Raw genomic sequence first — 20,996 nt, 5'->3', positions numbered from 1 at the left:
TTTCTAACAAACTTTCCGGGAAATCCCGGCGGGAACTCCCCCCAGAGAGGCGTCCCGCACTCCATGAGCCACCTACCTGAAGAACATCACCGCGAGCGCCCGCAACGACCTTGGCGGGAGGCTTTCTGGGCCGGTCAGGCGGAAGCGCTCGAGCTGATCCTCTCGGGATTGCCGTTGGAGGAGGTGTTAGAGAGGATCGCCCGGCGGATCGAGGAGATGTCGGATGATGGCGCGCTGTGCTCGATCTTCCTGGCGGATGAAAAGCGCACCACCCTGACGCTCGCAGCGGCACCGGGGCTACCGGAGGAATTCACCGCAGCGGCACGCCAGTTGCCGATCCTGGATGGCTTCGGCTCCTGTGGCAGTGCGGCGGCCCGTGGCGAGCCGGTCTTGATCGCGGACATCACCACTCATCCCGACTGGGCCTCGGCCCGCGAGCTGGTGATCCGCCATGGCCTGCTGGCGTGCTGGTCGGTGCCGGTCTTTTCCACCGCGGGACAGGTCCTCGGCACGCTCGGCATCTATCACCGCGAGCATCGCTTCCCCCACCCCGACGAACTCTCCCGCGCCGAGTCCGCGGCCAAGCTGGTGGCGCTTGCCATCGAACGCGGACGTGCTGCTGCGAAATCACGCCAGGACGAGACGCTGCTGAAGATCGCCGGCCGCAATGCGCGCTTCGGCGGCTGGACAGTGGACGTCCCGGAAATGCTCATCACCTGGTCCGATGAAGTCCGCGCGATTCACGAGGCGGCACCGGATTATATCCCAACCGGAGACGAGGCATTCGCCTTCTATGAGGAAGCCTCGCGCAAGCGCATCCTCCAAGCCTTCGAGCGTTGCGTAAGCACCGGCGAGCCTTTCGATGAAGAAGCGGAACTCATCACCGCCAAGGGCCGCCATGTCTGGGTGCGCTCCAGCGGCGAAGCCGTGCGGGATGCCGATGGCACCATCCGCCGCATCCAGGGCGCCTTCCAGGACATCTCGCTGAGAAAGGCCTCCGAGCACCGGGCACTTCATCTGAACGAGCGATTGCTCGCCACGCTCGAAAGCATCACCGATGCCTTCTTCACCCTGAACCGCGACTGGCAGTTCACCTACCTGAACTCGGAGGCCGAGGACATCCTGCGGCAAAAGCGTGGCGAAGTCCTGGGTCAGGTCATCTGGGACTTGTTCCCCGATGTGCGCGGCACGGCCGTGGAACGCACTTATCGCGAGGCGATGGAGAAAGGCCGGCTCGGCGTTCTCGAGGAGTTCTTCTATCAGCCCTTCGGCCAGTGGTTCGAGATCCGCGCCTTTCCTTCGGAGGAAGGGCTGGCGGTTTATCTCCGCAACGTCACCACGCAGCGCCAGTCCCGCGAGCAGCTGCGGCTGTTAGAGGCCAGCGTCGCCCGCATCAATGACCTGGTTATCATCACCAACGCCGGCGCTTGGGATGAACCGGAGCCGCGCATCCTTTTCGTCAACGATGCCTTCACCCGCGTCACCGGCTACACGCGCGAGGAGGCACTCGGCAAGTCGCCGCGTTTCCTCCAGAGTCCGAAGACCCAGCGTGCCGAGCTTGACCGCATCCGCCTCGCCTTGATGCGCGGTGATCCGGTGCGGGCGGAACTGCTCAATCTCAAGAAGAACGGCGAGGAGCTGTGGCTGGAAGTCGACATCGTGCCCGTGAACGATGCCGAGGGCCGCGTCGCCTATCAGGTCGGCGTGATGCGGGACGCCACCGAGCGCAAGCGCGCGGAGGATGAAGCCCGCGCCACCGAGGAGCGCTATGTGAGGCAGCGGAATGCCTTGATCGCCCTCACCGACATGCCGCCGCTCGCGCTGGATCACGACGAGAGCTCCTTCCACCGCATCACCGAGGGCCATGCCCGGGCGCTCGGCGTGGCACGCGTCAGCATCTGGCGCTACACCGCCGACAGACAAGCAATCCGCTGCGTGGATCTCTACGAACTGGAGAGCCATCGCCACAGCAGCGGCATGGTGATCACCTCCGGCACCTGCCCCGCGTATTTCCAAGCGATGGAGGACACGCATGTGATCGCCGCGGACGACGCGATGACCGATCCGCGCACCTCTGAGTTCTCCAACAACTACCTGTTGCCACTGGGCATCACCTCGATGTTAGACGCGCCGATCCATCTCGGCGGCAGCATCGAGGGCGTGATGTGCAGCGAGCACGTCGGCCCCATCCGCACTTGGACCGGCGATGAAAAGACCTTCGCCGCCGCCGTCGCGAATCTCGTCTCGCTCTCGCTGGAAGGCAGCGAACGCCAGCGTGCCGAGGATGCCGCACGCGAAACCCGCAAGCGCTTCGAGGTCGTCGCCCGCGCCACCAACGATGCGGTGTGGGACTGGAACTTCGCCACCAATGAGATCTGGTGGAACGAGGGCTTCGAGACGCTCTTCGGCTTCAAGCGCAGCGAGATCGAGCCGTCCGCCGAGTCGTGGTATCACCGCATTCATCCGGACGATGCCCGGCGCGTGCTGCCCGGCATCCGCCGCATCATCACCGAAGGCGGCGAGCATTGGTCGGACGAATACCGCTTCCTCAAGGCCGATGGCCGCTATGCCTACGTGCTCGATCGCGGCTTCGTGATCCGCGATGAAGGCGGCCGCGCCATCCGCATGGTCGGCGGCATGACCGACCTCACCGCGCGCAAGGAAGCCGAGCAGGACCTGGCCCGCCTCAATCGTGCGCTGCAAATGCTCAGCGCCTCCAACGAAGCGGTCACCCGCGTGACCAGCGAGCATCAGTTGTTAGAGGAGATCTGCCGCGTCGCCGTGAATACCGGCGGCTACCGCATGGCATGGGTCGGCTACGCGCGCGATGACTCGCAAAAGAGCATCGAGGCCATGGCATGGGCCGGAGCCGAGGATGGCTACCTGGAAAAGATCCTCCTCACATGGGATGAAAATTGCCCGACCGGACGAGGCCCTGCGGGTCGCTCGATCCGCACCGGCGAGATCATCGTCTGCCGCGACATCACCTTGGAGAATGCGTTCTTCCATTGGTTGGGCGAGGCGACCGACCGCGGCTATCGCAGCGTGATCTTCCTCCCGCTACGCGATGGCGACCGCGTCTTCGGCACACTCGGGCTCTACGCACCGGAAGTCCTGCAGGCCGGGAATGATGAGATCGACCTGCTCCGCCAGCTCGCGGACGACCTCGCGTTTGGCATCGGCACGCTGCGCTCGCGGCAGGAAATGCGCCGCACCGAGGAGATCGTGCTGAAAGTGGCCCAGGCCGTCACCTCCGGCACCGGCACCGAGTTCTTCGACCTGCTCACCATGAACATGGTCGAGGCACTCGGCGCGCACGCCGGTGTGATCGGCAGCTTGAATCCCGCCGAGCTCTCGATCACCACGCTCTCCTTCGTGATGGATGGCAAGCATGAGGAGAACGTGACCTACAGCCTCTACGGCACGCCTTGTGAAAACGTCACCGAGGGCAAGGTCTGCATCTTCGATCGAGGCGTGCAGGAGCTTTTCCCGGAAGATCACTTGCTCGTCGTCTATGGCATCCATGCCTATGCGGGCATCCCCTTGCGACATCGCGATGGCACGGTCGCCGGCGTCATGGTGGTGCTCTTCAAGACACCGCTGGAAGAGACCGCGCTGGTGCAATCCACGCTCCAGATCTTCGCCACCCGCGCGTCCGCCGAGCTCGATCGCCAGCTCGCCGATGCACGCATCCGCGAACAGGCATCGCTGCTCGATCAAGCACGCGATGCCATCATGGTCCGCGAGCTCGATCACAGCATCACCTACTGGAACAAGAGCGCCGAGCGCCTCTACGGCTGGACCGCGGAGGAAACCCTCGGGCTCTCGGTGGAAACGCTGCTCTATCGCGACACCACCGAATTCAAGGACGCCTGCCGCACCGTGCTGGAAACCGGCGAATGGCTCGGTGAACTCCAGCAGTTCGCCCGCGATGGCAGACAGATCACCGTGGAAGGCCGCTGGACACTCCTCCATGATCCGACCGGCGCACCGAAGTACATCCTCGCGATCAATACCGACATCACCGAGCACCGGAAGCTCCAGCAGCAGTTCCTGCGCGCGCAGCGACTGGAGAGCATCGGCACCCTCGCGGGAGGGATTGCCCATGACCTGAACAACGTGCTAGCGCCGATCAGCATGTCGATCGAGCTGCTGCACTCGGAAGTCACCTCGGAACGCGGCCGCGAGCTGTTAGCCACACTCGCCGGCAGCGCGCGGCGTGGTGCGGACATGGTCAGCCAGGTGCTCTCCTTCGCCCGCGGCATGGAAGGCCGCCGCGTGGAAATCCATGCCCGCCAACTCGTCGGCGACGTGGAGAACATCGTGCGCGATACCTTCCCGAAGGACATCACGCTCGATATCCGCGTGCCCCGCAGCCTGTGGACGCTCCAGGGCGATCCCACCCAGCTCCATCAGGTGCTCATCAATCTCTGCGTGAATGCCCGCGATGCGATGCCCCATGGCGGCTGCATCTCCATCGCCGCCGAGAATCTCGACCTCGATGCCCGCGAGGCCGCGCGCGAGCCCGATGCCAAGCCCGGCCCCTATGTCCGCATCAGCGTGGAAGACAGCGGCTCCGGCATCCCCACGCAGCACCTTGAAAAAATCTTCGAGCCCTTCTTCACCACGAAGGAGGTTGGCAAGGGCACCGGCCTCGGCCTGCCCACCTCGCTCGCCATCATCAAGAGCCACGGTGGCTTCGTCCGTGCCGCCAGCCCGGCCGGCCGCGGTGCGCGCTTCGATCTCTTCCTGCCCGGCCTCCCCGGCACCGGCGACACTGCTCCCGATCAAGGCGAAGGCCCCCTGCCCCGCGGCGATGGCGAGACGGTGCTCATTGCCGACGATGAGGAATTCATCCGCCGCGTCACCGGCCGCACGCTGGAATCCTTCGGCTACAATGTCCTGCTCGCGGCAAATGGCAACGAAGCGCTAGAACTTTTCCTCCAGCATCACGCGCAGATCTCTGTAGTCATTACCGACATGATGATGCCCGGCATGGACGGAGCCGCAGTGATCCGTGCGCTCGTGGAGATTCACCCCGATGTGAAAATCATCGCTTCCAGCGGCGTGACCGGTCACGACGCCCGTGCGCGAGAGGCAAGCAGCTGCGTCCGTCACTTTTTGCCTAAGCCATGCAGCGCAGAAACGTTGTTAAAAGTTCTCAAACGCGTCATTTCTGATGCGTAGATTCCCTCCTGTCACCTTGAACGCTTCTCGGCACCTTACGATCCCTCGCTGGACAAGCCCTGAAGCCCACCCACCTTACTGATCCTGATGTCTCTAAGCAGAGAAGACCACGCGAACCTCTTGATCGTTGATGATGACGAAACCATCCAGCGTCTGCTGGTGATCGCCGCGAAGGATCATGGCTGGCGCCCACGCACCGCTGGCAGCGGCATGGGCGCATTGGACGCGCTGGACGATAGCATTGAGGCCGTGGTGCTGGACCATGGCCTGCCGGACATCGATGGCTTGCAGACCCTGGAGCGCCTGCGCGCTGCTCAGCCGGACCTGCCGGTGATCATGCTCACCGGTCTGAATGACGCCGAGACTGCCGTGCGCGCGCTGCGTGCCGGTGCGGCCGACTATTTGACGAAGCCATTCGAGCTGAAGCGCCTCTTTGACCTGCTGCGGCAGATCCGTGTGGATCGCTCCGGGCCCGTCATCGCCGTCACCGGTGCCAGTGCCAAGCTCGCCCCGGCCGATGGCCTGCGCAGTGCCGACGCCCGCGTCCGCGAATTGCTGCGCCGCATGGAAAAGGCCGCCTCGCTGGACAGCACCATTCTGCTCACCGGTGAAAGCGGAACCGGCAAGACCTACTTCGCCCGCGAGATCCATCGCCTCAGCCCGCGCGCGAATGAGGACTTCATCCCGGTCAGCTGCCCCGCCCTGCCGCGCGAGCTGCTGGAGTCCGAGCTCTTCGGCCATGAGAAGGGCTCCTTCACCGGAGCCGTGGCCACCCGCGCCGGCCGCTTCGAGCAAGCCTCGAAGGGCACCCTTTTCCTCGATGAAATCGGCGACCTGCCGCCCGAGCTCCAGCCGAAGCTGCTCAATGTCCTCCAGGACCGTGAGTTCTTCCGCGTCGGCGGCAGCAAGATCCTGCGCACCAATGCCCGCGTCATCGCCGCCACCAATGTAGATTTGCACGCAAAGGTCGCCGACGGCAGCTTCCGCGAGGACCTCTACTACCGGCTCAATATCATCGAGCTCCACATCCCGCCGCTCCGCGAGCGCAAGGACGACCTGCCCGGCCTGACCGCCGCCATCCTCGGCCGCATCGCCGCCCGCCGCGGCACCCACACCTGGACCCTTTCCCCCGCCGCCAGCGAAGCCGTCGCCGCCTACGAATGGCCCGGCAATATCCGCCAGCTCGAGAACGTCCTCGAACGTGCCACCGCCTTCACCGACCGCAACGAACTCGGCGAAAAGGACCTCGTTCCCCTCCTCGAATCCCGCCGCGACGGCCACGCCGCCAACGCCGGTGGCAAGGTCCGCACCCTCCACGAACTCGAGCGCGAAACCTTTCTGGAAGCCTACCGCCGCACCGGCGGCAACAAGGCCCGCACCGCCCGCGAACTCGGCGTCTCCGAACGCACCGTCTACAACCTCCTCGAACGCCACGGCCTGAAGTAAGGCCCATAAGGGTTGTCGACGTTCCGTCGACGCGGTGTGGATGGCACGTCCACACTCCCTCCCAACGCAGGCGCATTCGTGAGAATGCAGAGTGGTCCCGCAAAGCCGTCTCCCACGGCCCCACCACCGCGCCTGCACCACCCGGTCAATCCGCACGAAACCCGCTAATCACCCCATTAGCCCCAGTCAGGCAAAACGCATCTCCTGCATGATTTTCCGTATATGTTGAAAATCATACAGAGTTTTCAATTACCCCCATCTGCGCAGATCTACGAATTGTTTCTGCATTTCGTTGAACATGAAGCGCTGAGGAAATGTCGGTATAGTTGGCATCGCGGGTGCCAGAAGGTTCCTGTTCTCTGGGGGGAGAACTGGGGCTGAAAGGCCCCGCAATGCAACAACCAAACCGTCGGGCGGATGGTCTCTCCGGAGGCCCCCCCGGCGGTGAAGGTTGGGCATGGACGGCAGTCTTTCCCCGGAGTGAGAAGGAACCTTTTCCCCACCCGGACATGCACCGCCCCACCGGCTCCCCGCCACCCAGACCGCTCAAGGTCCTGCCGCGAAAAGCATGTCTCGTGGAGAGAGGCGGAGCCTCAGACCTCCCCATTCATCTCATCATCTCTCCTGCCGCGGAAGCTACCCCGGTCACCAGGCGGCAAAAGCTCCAGTCGCCCGCCAAGCCAGTCGTCCCCCTGCCCTCGGATCCATTCGACGCCATGGACGATGCCATGGGCCCGTCCAACGACCTCGCACGCCCCGCGGACGCCGTCCCGGCAGCTCATCCCACCTTCAAGCCCTGGACCGAGGCCCGTCCTCTCCCCGAGCTCCCCGTCCAAGCCCCTCACCCCTCGGAAACCTCCCTTGCCTGGGAGACTCCGCGTCCTCCCGAAACCGGAGCCACGGCAGCAACAGCCACCGCCCCCACCCTGTTCCTGCCCGAGCTTACCGCCATCGCCGTCCTGATCACCGCCTGCGGCTTCATCGGCGGCAAGCTCCTCGCCCGCTGGACCGGCGATAGCCTTCCCGCGCTCGAGGTGCTGGGCCTCTACCTCGCCCTCCTGTTCCTCTACTTCGGCTTCCTCCACCTCCGCGGCAAGGGCCCCGCCTCCTCCACCTTCCGATCCTCCCTGAGGACCCTGGCGCTCGGCCTTTTCCTCCTGCTCCTGCCCCACTCCGCCGCCTACCTGATCCTCACCGCGGGTGCTTAAGAAGCCTGAAAGAAATTTAAGAACCCTGTAAGAACTTCACCGATCCCTGAAATTATTTCAGGCCATAGCAATCCACCGCCAATCCTTTTCCCCCGTCCGAAACTTTAAGCCACTCGCCTTCCGCAGGTTACACCCCGCTGCCCGCATCTGGCACGCGGCCTGCCAATAAAAGCTGTTCTCTGGGGGGAGAACTTGGGTCGCAAGACCCGCTATCCAATCCAATCTCCTGCCGGTCGCGCGATCTCTCGCGAGATTCCTTCCGGCGGGTGGTTGGATTGGTCGTTTTAGGGCACCTGCTTCTGGGAGCGCCGGTCTCCAGGCCGGCAGAACGCTCCCCGGCTGCCTTAGCAAAGGACACCTCCTCAATACCCCCCATAGCAGAGAATATGCACCTTCGTGTGAGAGCCATCCGCCTGAAACACGACGCTGATCCCTCCATGCGCCCCGATTCCATTCCAAGTGTCGTAGCTGGTCCACCCGCTCGACGGTGGCGGAGGGGTCGGCCAGACGTAACTCCACGACTCTCTCTTCAGCTTCATCTCCTCGACCATTCGATCCGTCTCCGCCGCCGGACAGGTGAAGTCGTAAGTGCGTCCCCACTCGTCGAAGAAGCCGTATCCATCGTCGAAAACACATCGCTCCATTCGACCCTCACGCGGAAACTCCACGCCGGTATCCCGCTTGAATCTCCCCTCTGGAAAATACCGCCCATGCAGCGCCCAAGCCACCACTGCCAACACATAGAGCGCTGGCAGCGCAAACGTGAACCACAGCCGCCACCTCCGCCATTTCTCCCGTGACCCAATCCTCGCCCCCAGCCATCCCAAAGGCAGCGTCACGACAAGCAGGAGCAGCGCTACGAATGCTCGCTTCATGAATCCCTCCCGCAGCCCGTCCACCACGCTATCGAGCTTCAACATCTTCTCCAGGATCAACCCGACCCAGCCGATCATCCAGATCACCGCGATCTTGTAGAAGCGATTCCACATCCTGATCCGCGCGACCTCGGCCGCATCTTCCGGAACTGGTTCGGGAAGCTCGGCTGAATCGGGAGGAGCTTCGGGCATGCAGCTTCACCCTCCCTATTTTCCGCCCCGGCTGCAATGGCCCGTTTCAGGCAAACTCTTCGTCGCAACGCGACGGCTCATAAAAGCCCGGCACGAGAGTGCCGGGTGGATATGCGGCGACCATCGCGTCCTGAATGGACGCCTCATGCGTCTCGCGGCCTTGGTCCCAGCGCGGTCACGAAGGCATATGACGAGACCGCCTTCCCCACGATTCCCGCCTCAAGGTTTCGCGAACACCCCGAACTCCACCACGCTCACCCGATCCAGATAATCCGTCCGCCCCGGACTCGTGCTCTCCCTCGCCGTTGGCAGATCCGCCGAAAGAATCGTGATCCTCAGATACCGCGCCGACACCCGCTTCGAGTCCACCACCGGCGACTGCTTCTGCGCGTTGTTACTACGATCGGCGTAGATCGCCCACCGGTCGGACTTGCTCGCCGCATTCACGTCCGCGGCATCGGCCTGCGACAAGCTCTCGATCTTGTATCGATACACCTTCCTCACATGCTCGAACACCGTCTCCGTCCTCCCGATCTCCGTGTCGGCACCAAGATCGACGATGAGCGATGACGGCGTCGCTTGATCAGTGCCCGCCATCCATCGCGTGCCCCAATTGTCATCGACCGCAAACCCCGCCTTATAGAACCCCGGGATCGGCGCGAACGGCTCATCGGCAAACTCCCCGCCCTTGTAGTCGGACACGCTCGAAGCAATGGCCACCTTCCCAAGCGCCAAATTCGCCTCACGTTCCCCAAGCGCCTTGGCGACCAGCTGCTCCAGCGCCCCATTCCCCGCCCGCATGCCGGAATGGTTCTGCACATCCAAGCCGACCGAATCTCCCGTGAAGGTGATCCGATTGACGCAGGTCTGCCGCTTCGAATCCACGAATGGGAAGTGCTGGCGATGGTAGCCGATATAGGTATCGCCTCCATACTCGAATAGACTCACGTGACCCGGCCCCAGGATGTCGCGGACCGCATCGCGCTCCATCACGAATCCCGGCTGCTCCGTGTAAGGCCCCCAGACGGACGGCGCGGTGGCATACTTCACGCAATAGTTCTGGCTGCCGAACTCGGCGTAGAAGAGGTAGTACTTCTCCCCGTGCTTCAACAAGGCCGTCCCCTCGCCGAACACCCGGATCCGGTGAATCGTCTTGAACTTGTAGGCGTCGCCTTCCGTCGCCTGCGGGTGGCCATTGTCGACCGAGACCATGCCATCCGCCGCCACGTTCAAGTGGGACAGCTTGAACTCGGAGGCAGCGTGACTCAGATACATCTCGCCATCCGAGTCGATGAACAGCTGCGCATCGAAGCCGTCGCTCAGCCGGCAAGTCTCCGCCGTCGTTCCGGTGGTCGCGTTCTTCCACGGCCCCATCGGGCTATCCGCCGAGGCGATGTAGGTGCTGCCCTCGATGAAGTAGGTCAGGTAGTAGCGGTCATTCTTCGTGCTCCGCACAATGCTCGGCGCCCACAGCGCACGTGGCTTCCCCGCGACCGGCAGCGGCCAGACCTTTGGCAAGTCGATCGGCACGATCTTCCAATTCACCAGATCCTTCGACACCGCATAGTGCGGATCATGCTGCCAACCGGCATCCACCCCATCGACCGTCGCGAAGCAATAGAAGGCGTTGGATGGCGCGTCGTAATACACCGTCGGATCCGCCCAATAGCCGGGCAAGACCGGGTTGCCGGTGCCGACCCCATCGTAGGGTTCCTTGACCACGGATCGCTTGAAGGCATCGCGCGCCGTCTTCAGAGCATCGATCTGCTCGCCGATCCCCGCGGAGGCCACGCGCTCGTCTGACTGGAGCGCCTTCGCCTTGTCGATCGCGAGCGTGAGCGCATCCATCGCCGCCTGCGGATACGACCCGATCGCCTTGCCCACCGTCGCGTTGCGCTGAAGGGCGACAACATCATCCACATAAAACCTGAGATCAGCGACCGTGTAAAAACGCTCCGGCAGGTAGAAGCACACCGCAGGCACAGTCTCCTTCGGCGTATCCGGCGTCGACCACGACAGCCTCAAGCTCGCCCCACCACCGACATTGAAATACTCCACCTTGATCTCGTGCTTCGATCCCGCGTCGAGATGCACCGGCGCACTGCTTTGCTCCTTGTCCCAATCCGGCAGCCAGTGATCGATGATCAAGCGCCCGTCGATCCAAAGGCGGAAACCGTTATCGCCCGTCAGATGAAAGGTGTAGTCGGCACTGCCCGGCGCAGCGATCTGTCCGACCCATCGGATCGCCGTCGAATCCGACGTCCCCACCACCTGCCGCAACTCCGGCACCAGATCCGCGAAAGCGATGCCGCTATGGGTCGTGATCTTGCGCAGCCGGTCGAATGGCTTGCTCTCCGAGCTACTGTAGAAATCCGCACGCAGCCCATGCTTCGCATTCGCCTCCACCTCCTGCGCACCGCCAGCGAGAGAAGTCGACAGCACCGCGAATACCGCGGCGACGATCATGGCAAACGGACGAGCCGCGACATTCGGCTCCATGGCATCGGGAATCTCGCTCATGCGGCCCCAGCCTCCCGGTTTCGCGCCCCGGCTGCAATGGCCGAGCGAGCAAAATAAGGAGCGACGATATTCCTGCCCTCGGACAGCCCGGGCCTCCGCTCACTCTTTCACATGGACCTCACCTATTCCGGCATCGGCGGCGGCGAAGTCGCCAATGTCCCCCGCTCCATCCTCACCCTCGCCCCCACCAAGACCAAGGGCCTCCACTGCCTCCACGTCAGCAAGCGCAAGACCACCGGCTGGAAGGACCCCGACGGCCGCTACACCGACCGCTACCTCATCAAGCGCACCGACAACCCCTCCCGCCCCGCTTGGCTCCCCGTCACCCCCCACGAAGCCGAAACCCTCATCAGCGAAGGCCAAGCCACCAAGGGCAACACCAAGTCCCGCAAGGTCGGTCCCCACCACGTCGTCCAAGCCGTCACCACCGGAGACATGCAACGCAAAGCCCTGCTAGAACAACTCGCCCGCGATCACCACTGCGGCCTGCGTTCCGTAGAAGCCGCCTACTCCGAAGCGAAGGCCCTAGAACTGATCGACACCTATTCGGAAAAGAACCCGCGCGGTGGAAAGAACCTCACCTGGGTCTGCCTCCCAGACCGCAAGCCGCAAGAAGTCATCTGACGTTTTGCGCCTTGGTTTGCTGCTTGCGCTTTGAGCAAACCAAGGAGCACGCAAACCCCATTATTCTAATAATGGGGTTTGCGTGCTCTTTGCTCTTTGGAGACCCGGGACAACTCATCGATCCTTTGGTGGATGAATTTCACACGCCACTGCGGGCAGCTCAACTGAACTACCTACGTCTTTCAAACGTTGGGTAAAGATTTGCAACCCTTCTAGTAACCAATAATCTACGGGCTGAAATCTGCTCGGCATCCTCCCCTTCATGAAATTCATATCTATCGACTTGCCTGCCTTACCAGATGTAAATCTCGGCCCCATCAGGATGAACAATCTTGGGCAGGTCGTGGTGATCGCTGGTCGCAACGGCGCAGGCAAATCGCGGCTCCTTAACACGATCACGATTGCGACCAAGAAATTGCTCAAAATCACGCCCATTGAACAGCGCATCCAAAGTTTTACCGATGCATTGGCGCAGAATCGAAACCCTGCCCGCCATAAGGACTTCTTTGATGCCCTTATCAAGGCTCAAGCCGAACTCAAGTACCGACGCCAATTCGAGCTGAGCGAAGACAGAAGCCCGGTAATAGTTCCTTTCGTACCCACACAAATTGGTCTCACTGATCCGAGCCAACTTGCGAAGGGAGACATCCTGACCCAATCAAAGAAGGTAGAACTACCTGGCATAGCTCACCTTTCGCGTGGGTGCTTCTCCAAAATCCAAAACGTTCAGGATCGATATTGGGAGGCAACCCACCCTGCCACCACGATATCGGGCGATGAAGTTACGGCAGCCAAAGAGGAATTTGGACGCCTCAATCTGATCGTGAGGCAATTCCTAAATACCGAAATCACTAGGTCAGTGAACGGTGAAGCCTGCCTGTTTGGACTTCCCTTGGGCAGCACCAATCTATCGGCAGGGCAATCAGTAATCGTACAGCTCTGCATTGCGATCCACGCGCAGGGAGCAAGATTGAACGATCTGATCATCTTCATGGACGAGCCGGAAAACCACCTTCATCCGGCCGCGTTGCTGGATATGATTGAGGCAGTACAATCACATATTGGAAACGGCCAACTCTGGATTGCGACCCATTCCGTACCGCTTCTCGCATCTGTCGATGCGTCTTCAATCTGGTGGATGGAGGGCAACACAATCGGCAAGGCAGGCAGCACCCCCGAAAAAGTTCTCACTGGACTGCTGGGTGAGGAGAAGAGGCGAGAGCAATTGGCCTCCTTCCTCGACCTTCCCTTCGCACTCGCGAGCAATCGCTATGCTGCTGAATGCCTGGTCCCTCCGATCACGGTCGATCACAGGGAAGACGACCCGCAGACCAATCAGATTCGCGAAATGTTCGACCGCCTACGACAGACACGTGGCTCACTTCGCATTTTGGATTTTGGGGCCGGAAAAGGGCGCCTTGCATCCGAGCTTGCTGAAAGCTGGACTGAGGAGGTCCGACGCTCGATTGACTACGTAGCTTTCGATCCCTCCGCAAGCGATGCCAGTGAATGTAGATCCGCTATTTCGAGGCTCTGCGGAGACGCCGAGGGTCGCCTATTCCACGATGCGACGGAACTCAGAGCCCGGTTCGACGCTGGATCATTCGACGTCGTGGTGATGTGCAACGTCCTCCACGAGATCCACCCCTCGGATTGGAACGGGCTTTTTGGAGAGGAAGGCAAGGTTACAAAAGTCCTGCGCCCCGACGGGTTCCTTTTACTGGTGGAGGTGCAACAGCTTCCTTACGGCGAGAAAGCTCACCAGCATGGATTCATCGTTCTTGATACAGCGCAACTGAAGGTGTTATTTGCGGTGACCGAACAGGACAATCAGGAGTTCATTGTCGATTCTCGGCGAGACGGGTGGTTGAAGGCTCATCTCATCGGCAGGCAGCTCCTCACTCGATATAGTGCCGCGAACAGAAACGCGGCGTTTCGAGACCTAACCTCAACCGCTCGCGACCGAATCCGTGATCTGCGAGCCGGAGCGGGAGACTATCGCCAAGGCAGGCTTCACGGCTTCTGGCTTCAGCAGTTTGCCAATTCTCAGCTCGCACTTGATGAATGAGCAGCTGTACCTTGAGTAGAAATCAAAAGCCCTCTCCCGAGAGGCCACAATTATTACGGCGAGCGCACCGCAAAAGCAGCATGCGAGCACCCGAAACTCAGGAGCCCACTACGGCTGGATCACCACCTTGACCCTCGCGAAGCGGGTGGTGCCGCTGAGGGTGTCGGTGATCGTCACCCGTTCCCAATTCGCGTCGATGGAGGCGACGGATTCAGTGCCGGTGGCGGCGGTCCAGGTGGCTTCGCCGAGAGCGGAGGAGAACTGCGGGAAGTAGGTGAGGCCAACGGGGTCGGTGGAGGCCTTGAGGCGGAGGTATTGGATATTGAGCAGCGGGCCGCCGGGGCCTTGGGTGACCCAGATGCGCGGCAGGCCGGAGGTGCCGGTGGGGGTGACGATGGGGACGCTGGGCGTGAGCGGCGGGAGATTGAAGGCGCGCTCTAACAGGTTGGGCAGGCCATCGCGGTCGGGATCGGCGTCCCAGCCGGAGATGGACTCGTTGCTGGCATTAGCGCCGAAGTTCGACTGCTGCCAGGCGCCCGGTTGATAGACGATGAGTTGCAGCGATTGGACGGGAGACTTGTGATTGGTATTCCCGGCGGTGCCGTGCTGGCCGGAGGAATTCGAGCCACAGGCCCAGACGAAGCCATCGGTCTTCAGGAACAGGGTGTCGTATTCTCCCGCCGAGATGGCCTGGACATTCGCCATGCCCGGCACCTGCATCGGCGTGCTGCGAGTCGTGTTCGTGCCATCGCCCAGCTGGCCGGCGCCATTGTCGCCGCAGGCCCCGACGGTGCCGTCGTATTTCAAGAACACGCTGAAGGTGCTGCCCGCCGCGATGGCCTGCACGCCGGTCATCCCGGATACCTGCACCGGGGCGAACTGATAGGAGCCATACGAGGCACTGTCGCCAAGCTGGCCGAAGCTATTGTCCCCGCAGGCCCAGACGCTGCCATCGTATTTCAGGAACAGGCTGTGGCCGGCATCCTGACCCTGCGGTCCGCCCGCGGCGATCGCCTGGACCTCGCTCAAGACCTGCACCGGCGTGCTGCGATTCGTGGTCGAGCTGTCGCCAAGCTGGCCGCGATTGTTGAGACCGCAGGCCCAGACGGTGCCATCGCTTTTCAGGAACAAGCTGTGGCCGCCATTCAGCGATCCTCCGGCGGCGATGGCGGTCACGCCGCTGGTCATCCCTGAGACCTGCACCGGGGGATTGCGGGCGGTGTTCGTGGTGTCGCCGAGCTGGCCGTGGGTGTTTCCTCCGCTGGCCCAGACGCTGCCATCGGTCTTCAGGAACAGGCTGTGAAATTTCCCCGACGCGATGGCCTTCACGCCGGTCATCACCTGCCCGGCGGGATTGCGAGGGGTGACGGTGCCGTCGCCGAATTGGCCGAGGTCATTCAATCCACAGCCCCATGCGCTGTTGTCGGCCTTCTGGAAGAAACTGCGCGCGTATCCTGCGGTGATGACCTTCACGCCGCTGGTCATTCCTGAGACCTGCACCGGGATATTGCGAAGGGTGGTGGTGCCATCGCCGAGCTGGCCATTGAAGTTCCCGCCACTGGCCCATGCGCTGCCATCGGTCTTCAGGAACAGGCAGTGCGACAATCCATTCTGCGGATGACCTGCCGAGATCGCCGCAGCTTCCAGCGCCGAATTATAAGGACCCACGACAAGGATGGCCGGCTTGGTAATCGCAATGCCCCATCCGGTGACGTAGCAGCTGTAGGGACCGGAGTCTCCGGCGACGGCGCTGGCAATGCTGTAGGTGCTGCCGGTGGCACCGGGGATGTTCGTGCTGTTTTTCTTCCACTGATAGGTGAACGGGCCATCTCCGGTGACGGCGACGCTAAAGGAAACGGGCGACCCGGGATTCACCCTCCGGCTGAGCGGCTGGGTGGAGATCACCGGAGGCAGCCCTTGCTTGGTGACCGCGATGGTGTAGGTCCGCGTGGTGGTCCCGTCTTGGGCCGTGACCACGATGGTGATGGTATTGCTCCCCGTGGTCAGCGGGATGGAGATGTTGTTTCCCGAGGCGACGGTGGTGCCATTGACCGTGAGGGTGGCATTTGCCTGGGTGCGGGTGGGAGAGACAGTGACGCTGGAGTAGAAGTAAGGCACCGTGGCCGTGTAGGAGAGCGTGGCGCTATTGAAGGACGGCGAGAGCGCGGCGACATCGAGGGAAAGGCTGGAGAGCGTGGCAACATTGCTGGGCGCGGTGAAGGTGACCGTGCTGGAGTAGCCGGTGCCGAGGCTATTGGTGGCGTAGGCGCGGAAGCTGTAGGCCGTGCCGGGCACCAGGCTGGTGGCATTCACGGTGAAAGCGCCGGAGCCGCCGGTGGTGCTGAGATTCGTCACACCGCTGCCGCCGATCGCCGGATTCGCATTCGTCGCGGTGGCGGCGAGCACCACACCGCGCGCGGTGGCGGCACTGAGTCCGGTGCTGTAGACACTCCCGCCGAGCGTGGCGGTGGTGGCCGTGATCGCGGTCGCGCTGGGAGCGATGACGACCGGGGTATCGACGAGCTGAAGGGCCAGCACCGGGATGCTGCGTGAATTGAAAGTCCCGTCGCCGACCTGGCCATTGCTGCCGAGTCCGCAGGCCCAGGCACTGCCGTCGCTTTTCATGAACAGGCTGTGGCTTCCCGAGATGCCGCCACCTCCGGAGATGGCCAGTATGCTCGTCATCCCGGTGGGCTGCACCGGGGTCTGGCGGGTCATGTTCGAGTTATCACCGAGCTGGCCGCTCTGATTGTATCCGCAGGCGCGGGCGCTGCCGTCGGTCTTCACGAACAGGCTGTGCCGGTAGGCTGCCTCGATCGCCTGGATGCCGGTCTGGACCTGCACCGGGGTGCTGGAGCTGGTGAACGTGCCATTCCCGAATTGGCCGGAAGCATTCGATCCGCAGGCCCAGACGCTGCCGTCGCTTTTCAGGAAAAGGCTGTATGCCTCTGCCGCCGAGATGGCGGTCACCCCGCTGCTCATCCCGGAGACCTGCACCGCGGTGATGCGGTCGCCGGTGCTATTGTCCCCGAGCTGGCCGGAGCTATTTTCCCCAGCGGCCCAGACGCTGCCGTTGGTTTTCAGGAACAAGCTGTAGCAGCCATTCTCCCCTCCTCCTGCGGCGATGGCCTGGACGCCGGTCATCACCTGCACCGGGGTGCTCAGGGAGGAGAGGCTGCCATTGCCATACTGGCCGTTGCCATTGTCCCCGCAGGCCCAGACGGTGCCGTCGGTTTTCAAGAACAGGCTGAACCGATACCCCGCCGCGATCGCCTCGACTCCGCTCAGCGAGGTGATCTGCACCGGGGTGCTGCGGGTGGTCGAGGTGCCGTCGCCGAGCTGGCCCTGGTTATTGGCTCCGCAGGCCCAGACGGTGCCATCGCTTTTCAGGAAGAGGCTGTGGGCGTTTCCGGCGGAGATGGCCGCCACGCCGCTGGTCATCCCGGACACCTGCACCGGGGAGCTGATGTTCACGCTCGAGCCGTTGCCGAGCTGGCCCTCACTCCCCTTTCCGCAGGCCCAGGCACTGCCGTCGCCTTTCAGGAACAGGCTGTGGGAGTCTCCCGCCGCGATGGCCGGAATGGCCGCCCGCAGACCGGAAATCAGGCTGAAGCAGGCGAGCAGGAGAAGCAGCGGACGGAGAGAGTGGGTGCTCATCGTTGTCGGGGTGTCGTGGGTCGCCCGGGGCTGCGGCTTGAGGCGACGCAGGCCGGCGATCTGCAGTTGGGGTGAATCCAGCTTGCCAGGGGCAGGGTGACTGGCCCCCGAACTTCGGCTGCGGATTGGCTAAATCAAGTTATGGTGAAGAGATTGGGATAATCATGGTTTCCGGATCAAGGCTGGACTCGTGGGGGCTCGAAATCGGGAGGCCTGCCCTGCGGCGCTGGCCCCGCCTCCCCTGCGTCATGCCCATCGGCGCCGATCTGTGGATCTCTTCAGCGCCGAAGGTGCGACAAGCCCTCAGCCCCGGCCATCGGCCGGGGTGATCGATGCGCGAGTGACGGCGGCCTGAAGGGTCGCGAGATTCGGCGAGGCCGGTTCGATCATTTCACGATCTATCGGGCCTTCAGCCCTCCGGATGATCTGCACCGGTGACCCCGGCCGCTGGCCGGGGCTGAGGGCTTGCCGCACCTTCGGCGCTTGAAAACGGGTCTGTCGCAGATCACCGGGCAATCGCTCCACCTCCTCCCCCATCCAAACAAAAGCCCCCTCCCGTTTCCGGGAGAGGGCAGGTTGATAAAGGGCGAACCTTCGGGGTCTGGCTAGTGTTTGGTTCTGAGACGATCCAATCGATCCTTTGTGGATCGACCCGATCAAATCAGCCTTCGTCCGCCATTTTCAGCACCTCGACCTTCACGGAGACGACGCCCCGCGAGAAAAAGCCGAGCCGCTGGGCGACTCCTTCAGTGACGTCGATCACACGGCCCTTGGTGTAGGGCCCTCGATCGTTGATACGCACCACCTCGGACTTGCCATTGGACATGTTGGTCACGCGGACTTGCGTGCCCAGCGGCAGGGTCTTGTGAGCGGCGGTCGCAGCACTGTTGCTGAGACGCTCACCGCTGGCGGTGCGGGTTCCGCCATTACAGCGGGTTCCATACCAGGAAGCTTGGCCCGTTTGTACGGACGAAACCTTCCACTCCGTCGGACCGGCGAACCGGTTGGAGGCGGTAGCCTGCGTGGAGCAGGATGGTAGCATTAGGGCTCCGGCGATGGCCAGGGCCACGGACTTTTTATTCCGGGTCATGGTTTCGTGTCGGTGGTTTACCTCGCGCTGAACGCGAGACCGCGGGGTGTAGGGGTTAGAAAAGCAGGCAGCAAGCCCGATCTGCAACTTTGTGAAACCCCTTAATTTTTTAATATTCAATACCTTACGGGAATATAGTTAAGACACCTTAAACTTTTTCCTCCATTTCGGCCCCGCTTTTGCTAGGAGGAAGGGTGCTATGAGCTCGTGGATCCCTTCCTGCCGCGACCGGTTCACCCCGTCCGACTTCACCTACCTCACCGCCGTTCTTTCGCCCCACGGAGAACGTCGTCACCTGTGGACTCTCTGGGAAGACCCGGAAGCCCTCAGGGAAATGCTGGACCTCAAGGACGTGCTGCGCGCGTTGATCGACTCGACCGCCGCCCTGAGTGTATCACCCGCCTTTTATTTCTACGTGCTGGTCCGCCACTCCTTCCTGGATGCGGGCATCAATGACCCGGGCGTGGCCGACTACGTCGCGGGCGTCATGTGCCAGCGCCTGGCCAGTGATACCGGCGATCCGCTACGCAGCCTGCCCGCCGGGCTGACCCATGCGGCCGATTTCGTCGCCATCCTCCAGTCCGCCCACGGCCGCATGCGCTTCCACCTGCAGCTCGAGGCGGGAAATCAATTCCTGGTGCTGACCGGACTCTTCCCCGGCTTCATCAATCGCCGCTGCCAGCGCCGTGGTGCCCCGGGCGTGGAATTCTACGAGGACTTCGCCCGCCGGGCCTATCGCGACGCCGCGGACAACCGCGCCGCCCCGCAGGATGCCCCGCGGAAGATGTTCGGCGAACTCGCCGAGGCCCTGCCACTCGCCCGCCTGTCCCTGAACAAGATGGCGGAAGAGTTCGTCTTCCTCGGCGATTGATTTCACGCTCGAATCCCGCGCATGGAAATCCGCGCGCTCGACCAGCAACCACCCTTCACCACCAAGGACGGCTCCACCATCCGCAGCATCCTCGACTCGGCCAATGCCCCGGTGAAAAACCAGAGCCTGGCCGAGGCGACCATCCCTGCCGGCGGCTCGACCCAGCGCCATTGGCACCGGGACAGTGAGGAATTCTACTTCCTGCTCGAAGGCCGCGGCACCATGGAAATCGACGGCCAGACCCGTGAGGTCGGCCCCGGCGATGCCATCCTCATCCCCGCCGGCGCGTGGCACCAGATCACCGCCACCGAGCCCCTGCGCTTCCTCTGCTGCTGCGCCCCGCCGTACCGGCATGAGGATACTTACTTCGAGTGAGTCCAGCCGGATCACTTAACTCAGATCGACTATTGTCATCACCAAACGATGGGGCTAAGCAGAGGCTCCCGTGACCCTGCCTGCCGTCCTCACCAACTGGAAAATGGTCCTGCTGCTCGTGCTCGGGATCGTCCCCATCGGCAATGGCATCAGGATCTGGATCCGCAAGTCCACACGGGTGGCGGATCCTTTCCTGTGGGGGCCGCTCACCGGCGGCATCGGCTGCTTTATCGTGGGATTTCTCTACAGTGATGAGCAGATCACGGGCTTCCCCGCGCGGATGGTGGCGCTATTCCAGATGTTCTTCGGCACGCTCATGCTTGCCATGTTCTTCTTCCTCGGCGTGTGGCCCGTCTATTTCGCTAAGCAGCCTCCCCGCGAGGCCGAGCCCGCGCGGGAAATGGCCTACCTCCCCGCAGACGGATCCGCCCCCGCCGCCCCGATCATCCCTCCGGACGCCCCGCCAGTCGCCGCAGTCCAGCCGACTCCTGTAGCCGGCCAGGCACCGCCAGCCACCGCAGCACCACGGACTCCGGAAAAGCCCGGCACCATCGAGCGGATGTCGAAGGATTGGAAACCGGAAGGGATCCAGCTGCGGCCGCGGCCCTGAGGCGAGGCCTGTCGGCTTGAACGAGGCGGCTTTTCGGGTGCCACTAACCCTCCTTTTTCAAATTTCGCATTCTCCAGCGTGATTCCGCGGCCAAACTTTTTAGCGCCAGCTTGCATTCGGAGCCTTCATTTCAACCCGTCACTCTAATGACTCCATAAGTAAAAGCGAACAATCTGGTATCTTTGACCATTGCCAATCAGCAACAAACGAACTAAACCTCTCTCACCTGCAAGTCGCCGCGCGGGCCCAGCACCCCTCGTCAGACCGCAATGT

General features: G+C 62.6%; 12 protein-coding genes. 8 read left to right on the top strand and 4 right to left on the bottom strand.

All coding sequences use genetic code 11. The features are described from left to right. Positions 1 to 63 precede the first annotated feature (63 nt). The 3 genes from WKV53_RS19040 to WKV53_RS19030 all read left to right on the top strand — a co-directional run bounded on the left by WKV53_RS19040 (position 64) and on the right by WKV53_RS19030 (position 7,841). Positions 64 to 5,187: a PAS domain S-box protein gene (locus WKV53_RS19040; RefSeq protein ID WP_341406375.1), complete on the top strand. Its 5,124-nt coding sequence runs from the start codon at positions 64 to 66 to the stop codon at positions 5,185 to 5,187. 87 nt (positions 5,188 to 5,274) lie between these two features. Continuing rightward, entirely contained in the window at positions 5,275 to 6,633 is a 1,359-nt protein-coding gene (locus WKV53_RS19035) for a sigma-54-dependent transcriptional regulator (protein ID WP_341406374.1), read from the top strand. A 509-nt stretch (positions 6,634 to 7,142) separates the two neighbouring features. Continuing rightward, positions 7,143 to 7,841, top strand: coding sequence for a hypothetical protein (locus WKV53_RS19030; RefSeq protein ID WP_341406373.1), 699 nt, complete (start codon positions 7,143 to 7,145; stop codon positions 7,839 to 7,841). A gap of 362 nt (positions 7,842 to 8,203) precedes the next feature. Here the strand turns inward: WKV53_RS19030 and WKV53_RS19025 are convergent, their stop codons facing one another. Continuing rightward, entirely contained in the window at positions 8,204 to 8,908 is a 705-nt protein-coding gene (locus WKV53_RS19025; protein WP_341406372.1) for a hypothetical protein, read from the bottom strand. 219 nt (positions 8,909 to 9,127) lie between these two features. Beyond that, on the bottom strand, positions 9,128 to 11,428 hold the full coding sequence (locus tag WKV53_RS19020; protein WP_341406371.1) for a family 43 glycosylhydrolase: 2,301 nt from the start codon (positions 11,426 to 11,428) through the stop codon (positions 9,128 to 9,130). Between the two features lie 111 nt (positions 11,429 to 11,539). Between WKV53_RS19020 and WKV53_RS19015 the strand changes: the two genes are divergently transcribed. Both WKV53_RS19015 and WKV53_RS19010 read left to right on the top strand, forming a co-directional pair. Further along, complete coding sequence (locus tag WKV53_RS19015; RefSeq protein WP_341406370.1) at positions 11,540 to 12,052, top strand: hypothetical protein; 513 nt, start codon at positions 11,540 to 11,542, stop codon at positions 12,050 to 12,052. Between the two features lie 262 nt (positions 12,053 to 12,314). Beyond that, positions 12,315 to 14,120 carry an AAA family ATPase gene (locus WKV53_RS19010; RefSeq protein WP_341406369.1) on the top strand — a complete coding sequence of 602 codons (1,806 nt, stop codon included), beginning with the start codon at positions 12,315 to 12,317 and terminating at the stop codon, positions 14,118 to 14,120. 108 nt (positions 14,121 to 14,228) lie between these two features. Here WKV53_RS19010 and WKV53_RS19005 read toward each other — a convergent pair whose 3' ends face one another. Next, complete coding sequence (locus WKV53_RS19005; RefSeq protein ID WP_341406368.1) at positions 14,229 to 17,777, bottom strand: cadherin-like beta sandwich domain-containing protein; 3,549 nt, start codon at positions 17,775 to 17,777, stop codon at positions 14,229 to 14,231. A gap of 661 nt (positions 17,778 to 18,438) precedes the next feature. Further along, a complete protein-coding gene (locus WKV53_RS19000) occupies positions 18,439 to 18,867 on the bottom strand; it encodes a septal ring lytic transglycosylase RlpA family protein (RefSeq protein WP_341406367.1) in 429 nt (142 codons plus the stop codon). Between the two features lie 199 nt (positions 18,868 to 19,066). Here WKV53_RS19000 and WKV53_RS18995 point away from each other — a divergent pair, with 199 nt between their 5' ends. The 3 genes from WKV53_RS18995 to WKV53_RS18985 all read left to right on the top strand — a co-directional run bounded on the left by WKV53_RS18995 (position 19,067) and on the right by WKV53_RS18985 (position 20,723). Next, the gene (locus WKV53_RS18995; protein WP_341406366.1) at positions 19,067 to 19,738 is read left to right on the top strand and encodes a hypothetical protein; all 672 of its coding nucleotides are present in this window, start codon (positions 19,067 to 19,069) and stop codon (positions 19,736 to 19,738) included. A gap of 21 nt (positions 19,739 to 19,759) precedes the next feature. Further along, positions 19,760 to 20,113, top strand: coding sequence for a cupin domain-containing protein (locus WKV53_RS18990; protein WP_341406365.1), 354 nt, complete (start codon positions 19,760 to 19,762; stop codon positions 20,111 to 20,113). A 70-nt stretch (positions 20,114 to 20,183) separates the two neighbouring features. Next, positions 20,184 to 20,723 (top strand): hypothetical protein, encoded by a 540-nt coding sequence (locus WKV53_RS18985; RefSeq protein ID WP_341406364.1) that lies wholly within the window; start codon positions 20,184 to 20,186, stop codon positions 20,721 to 20,723. Positions 20,724 to 20,996 lie beyond the last annotated feature (273 nt).

Source organism: Luteolibacter sp. Y139 (genome assembly GCF_038066715.1).
In the GTDB taxonomy this organism is placed as follows: domain Bacteria; phylum Verrucomicrobiota; class Verrucomicrobiia; order Verrucomicrobiales; family Akkermansiaceae; genus Haloferula; species Haloferula soli.
The sequence above is the reverse complement of the archived record's forward strand: the minus strand, read 5'-3'. Positions and strand labels throughout refer to the sequence as shown.

Excerpts from the sequence above, each read along its gene's own strand:
- WKV53_RS19040 (WP_341406375.1), top strand. The coding sequence starts at position 64 with ATGAGCCACCTACCTGAAGAACATCACCGCGAGCGCCCGCAACGACCT.
- WKV53_RS19035 (WP_341406374.1), top strand. The coding sequence starts at position 5,275 with ATGTCTCTAAGCAGAGAAGACCACGCGAACCTCTTGATCGTTGATGAT.
- WKV53_RS19030 (WP_341406373.1), top strand. The coding sequence starts at position 7,143 with ATGCACCGCCCCACCGGCTCCCCGCCACCCAGACCGCTCAAGGTCCTG.
- WKV53_RS19025 (WP_341406372.1), bottom strand. The coding sequence starts at position 8,908 with ATGCCCGAAGCTCCTCCCGATTCAGCCGAGCTTCCCGAACCAGTTCCG.
- WKV53_RS19020 (WP_341406371.1), bottom strand. The coding sequence starts at position 11,428 with ATGAGCGAGATTCCCGATGCCATGGAGCCGAATGTCGCGGCTCGTCCG.
- WKV53_RS19015 (WP_341406370.1), top strand. The coding sequence starts at position 11,540 with ATGGACCTCACCTATTCCGGCATCGGCGGCGGCGAAGTCGCCAATGTC.
- WKV53_RS19010 (WP_341406369.1), top strand. The coding sequence starts at position 12,315 with ATGAAATTCATATCTATCGACTTGCCTGCCTTACCAGATGTAAATCTC.
- WKV53_RS19005 (WP_341406368.1), bottom strand. The coding sequence starts at position 17,777 with ATGAGCACCCACTCTCTCCGTCCGCTGCTTCTCCTGCTCGCCTGCTTC.
- WKV53_RS19000 (WP_341406367.1), bottom strand. The coding sequence starts at position 18,867 with ATGACCCGGAATAAAAAGTCCGTGGCCCTGGCCATCGCCGGAGCCCTA.
- WKV53_RS18995 (WP_341406366.1), top strand. The coding sequence starts at position 19,067 with ATGAGCTCGTGGATCCCTTCCTGCCGCGACCGGTTCACCCCGTCCGAC.
- WKV53_RS18990 (WP_341406365.1), top strand. The coding sequence starts at position 19,760 with ATGGAAATCCGCGCGCTCGACCAGCAACCACCCTTCACCACCAAGGAC.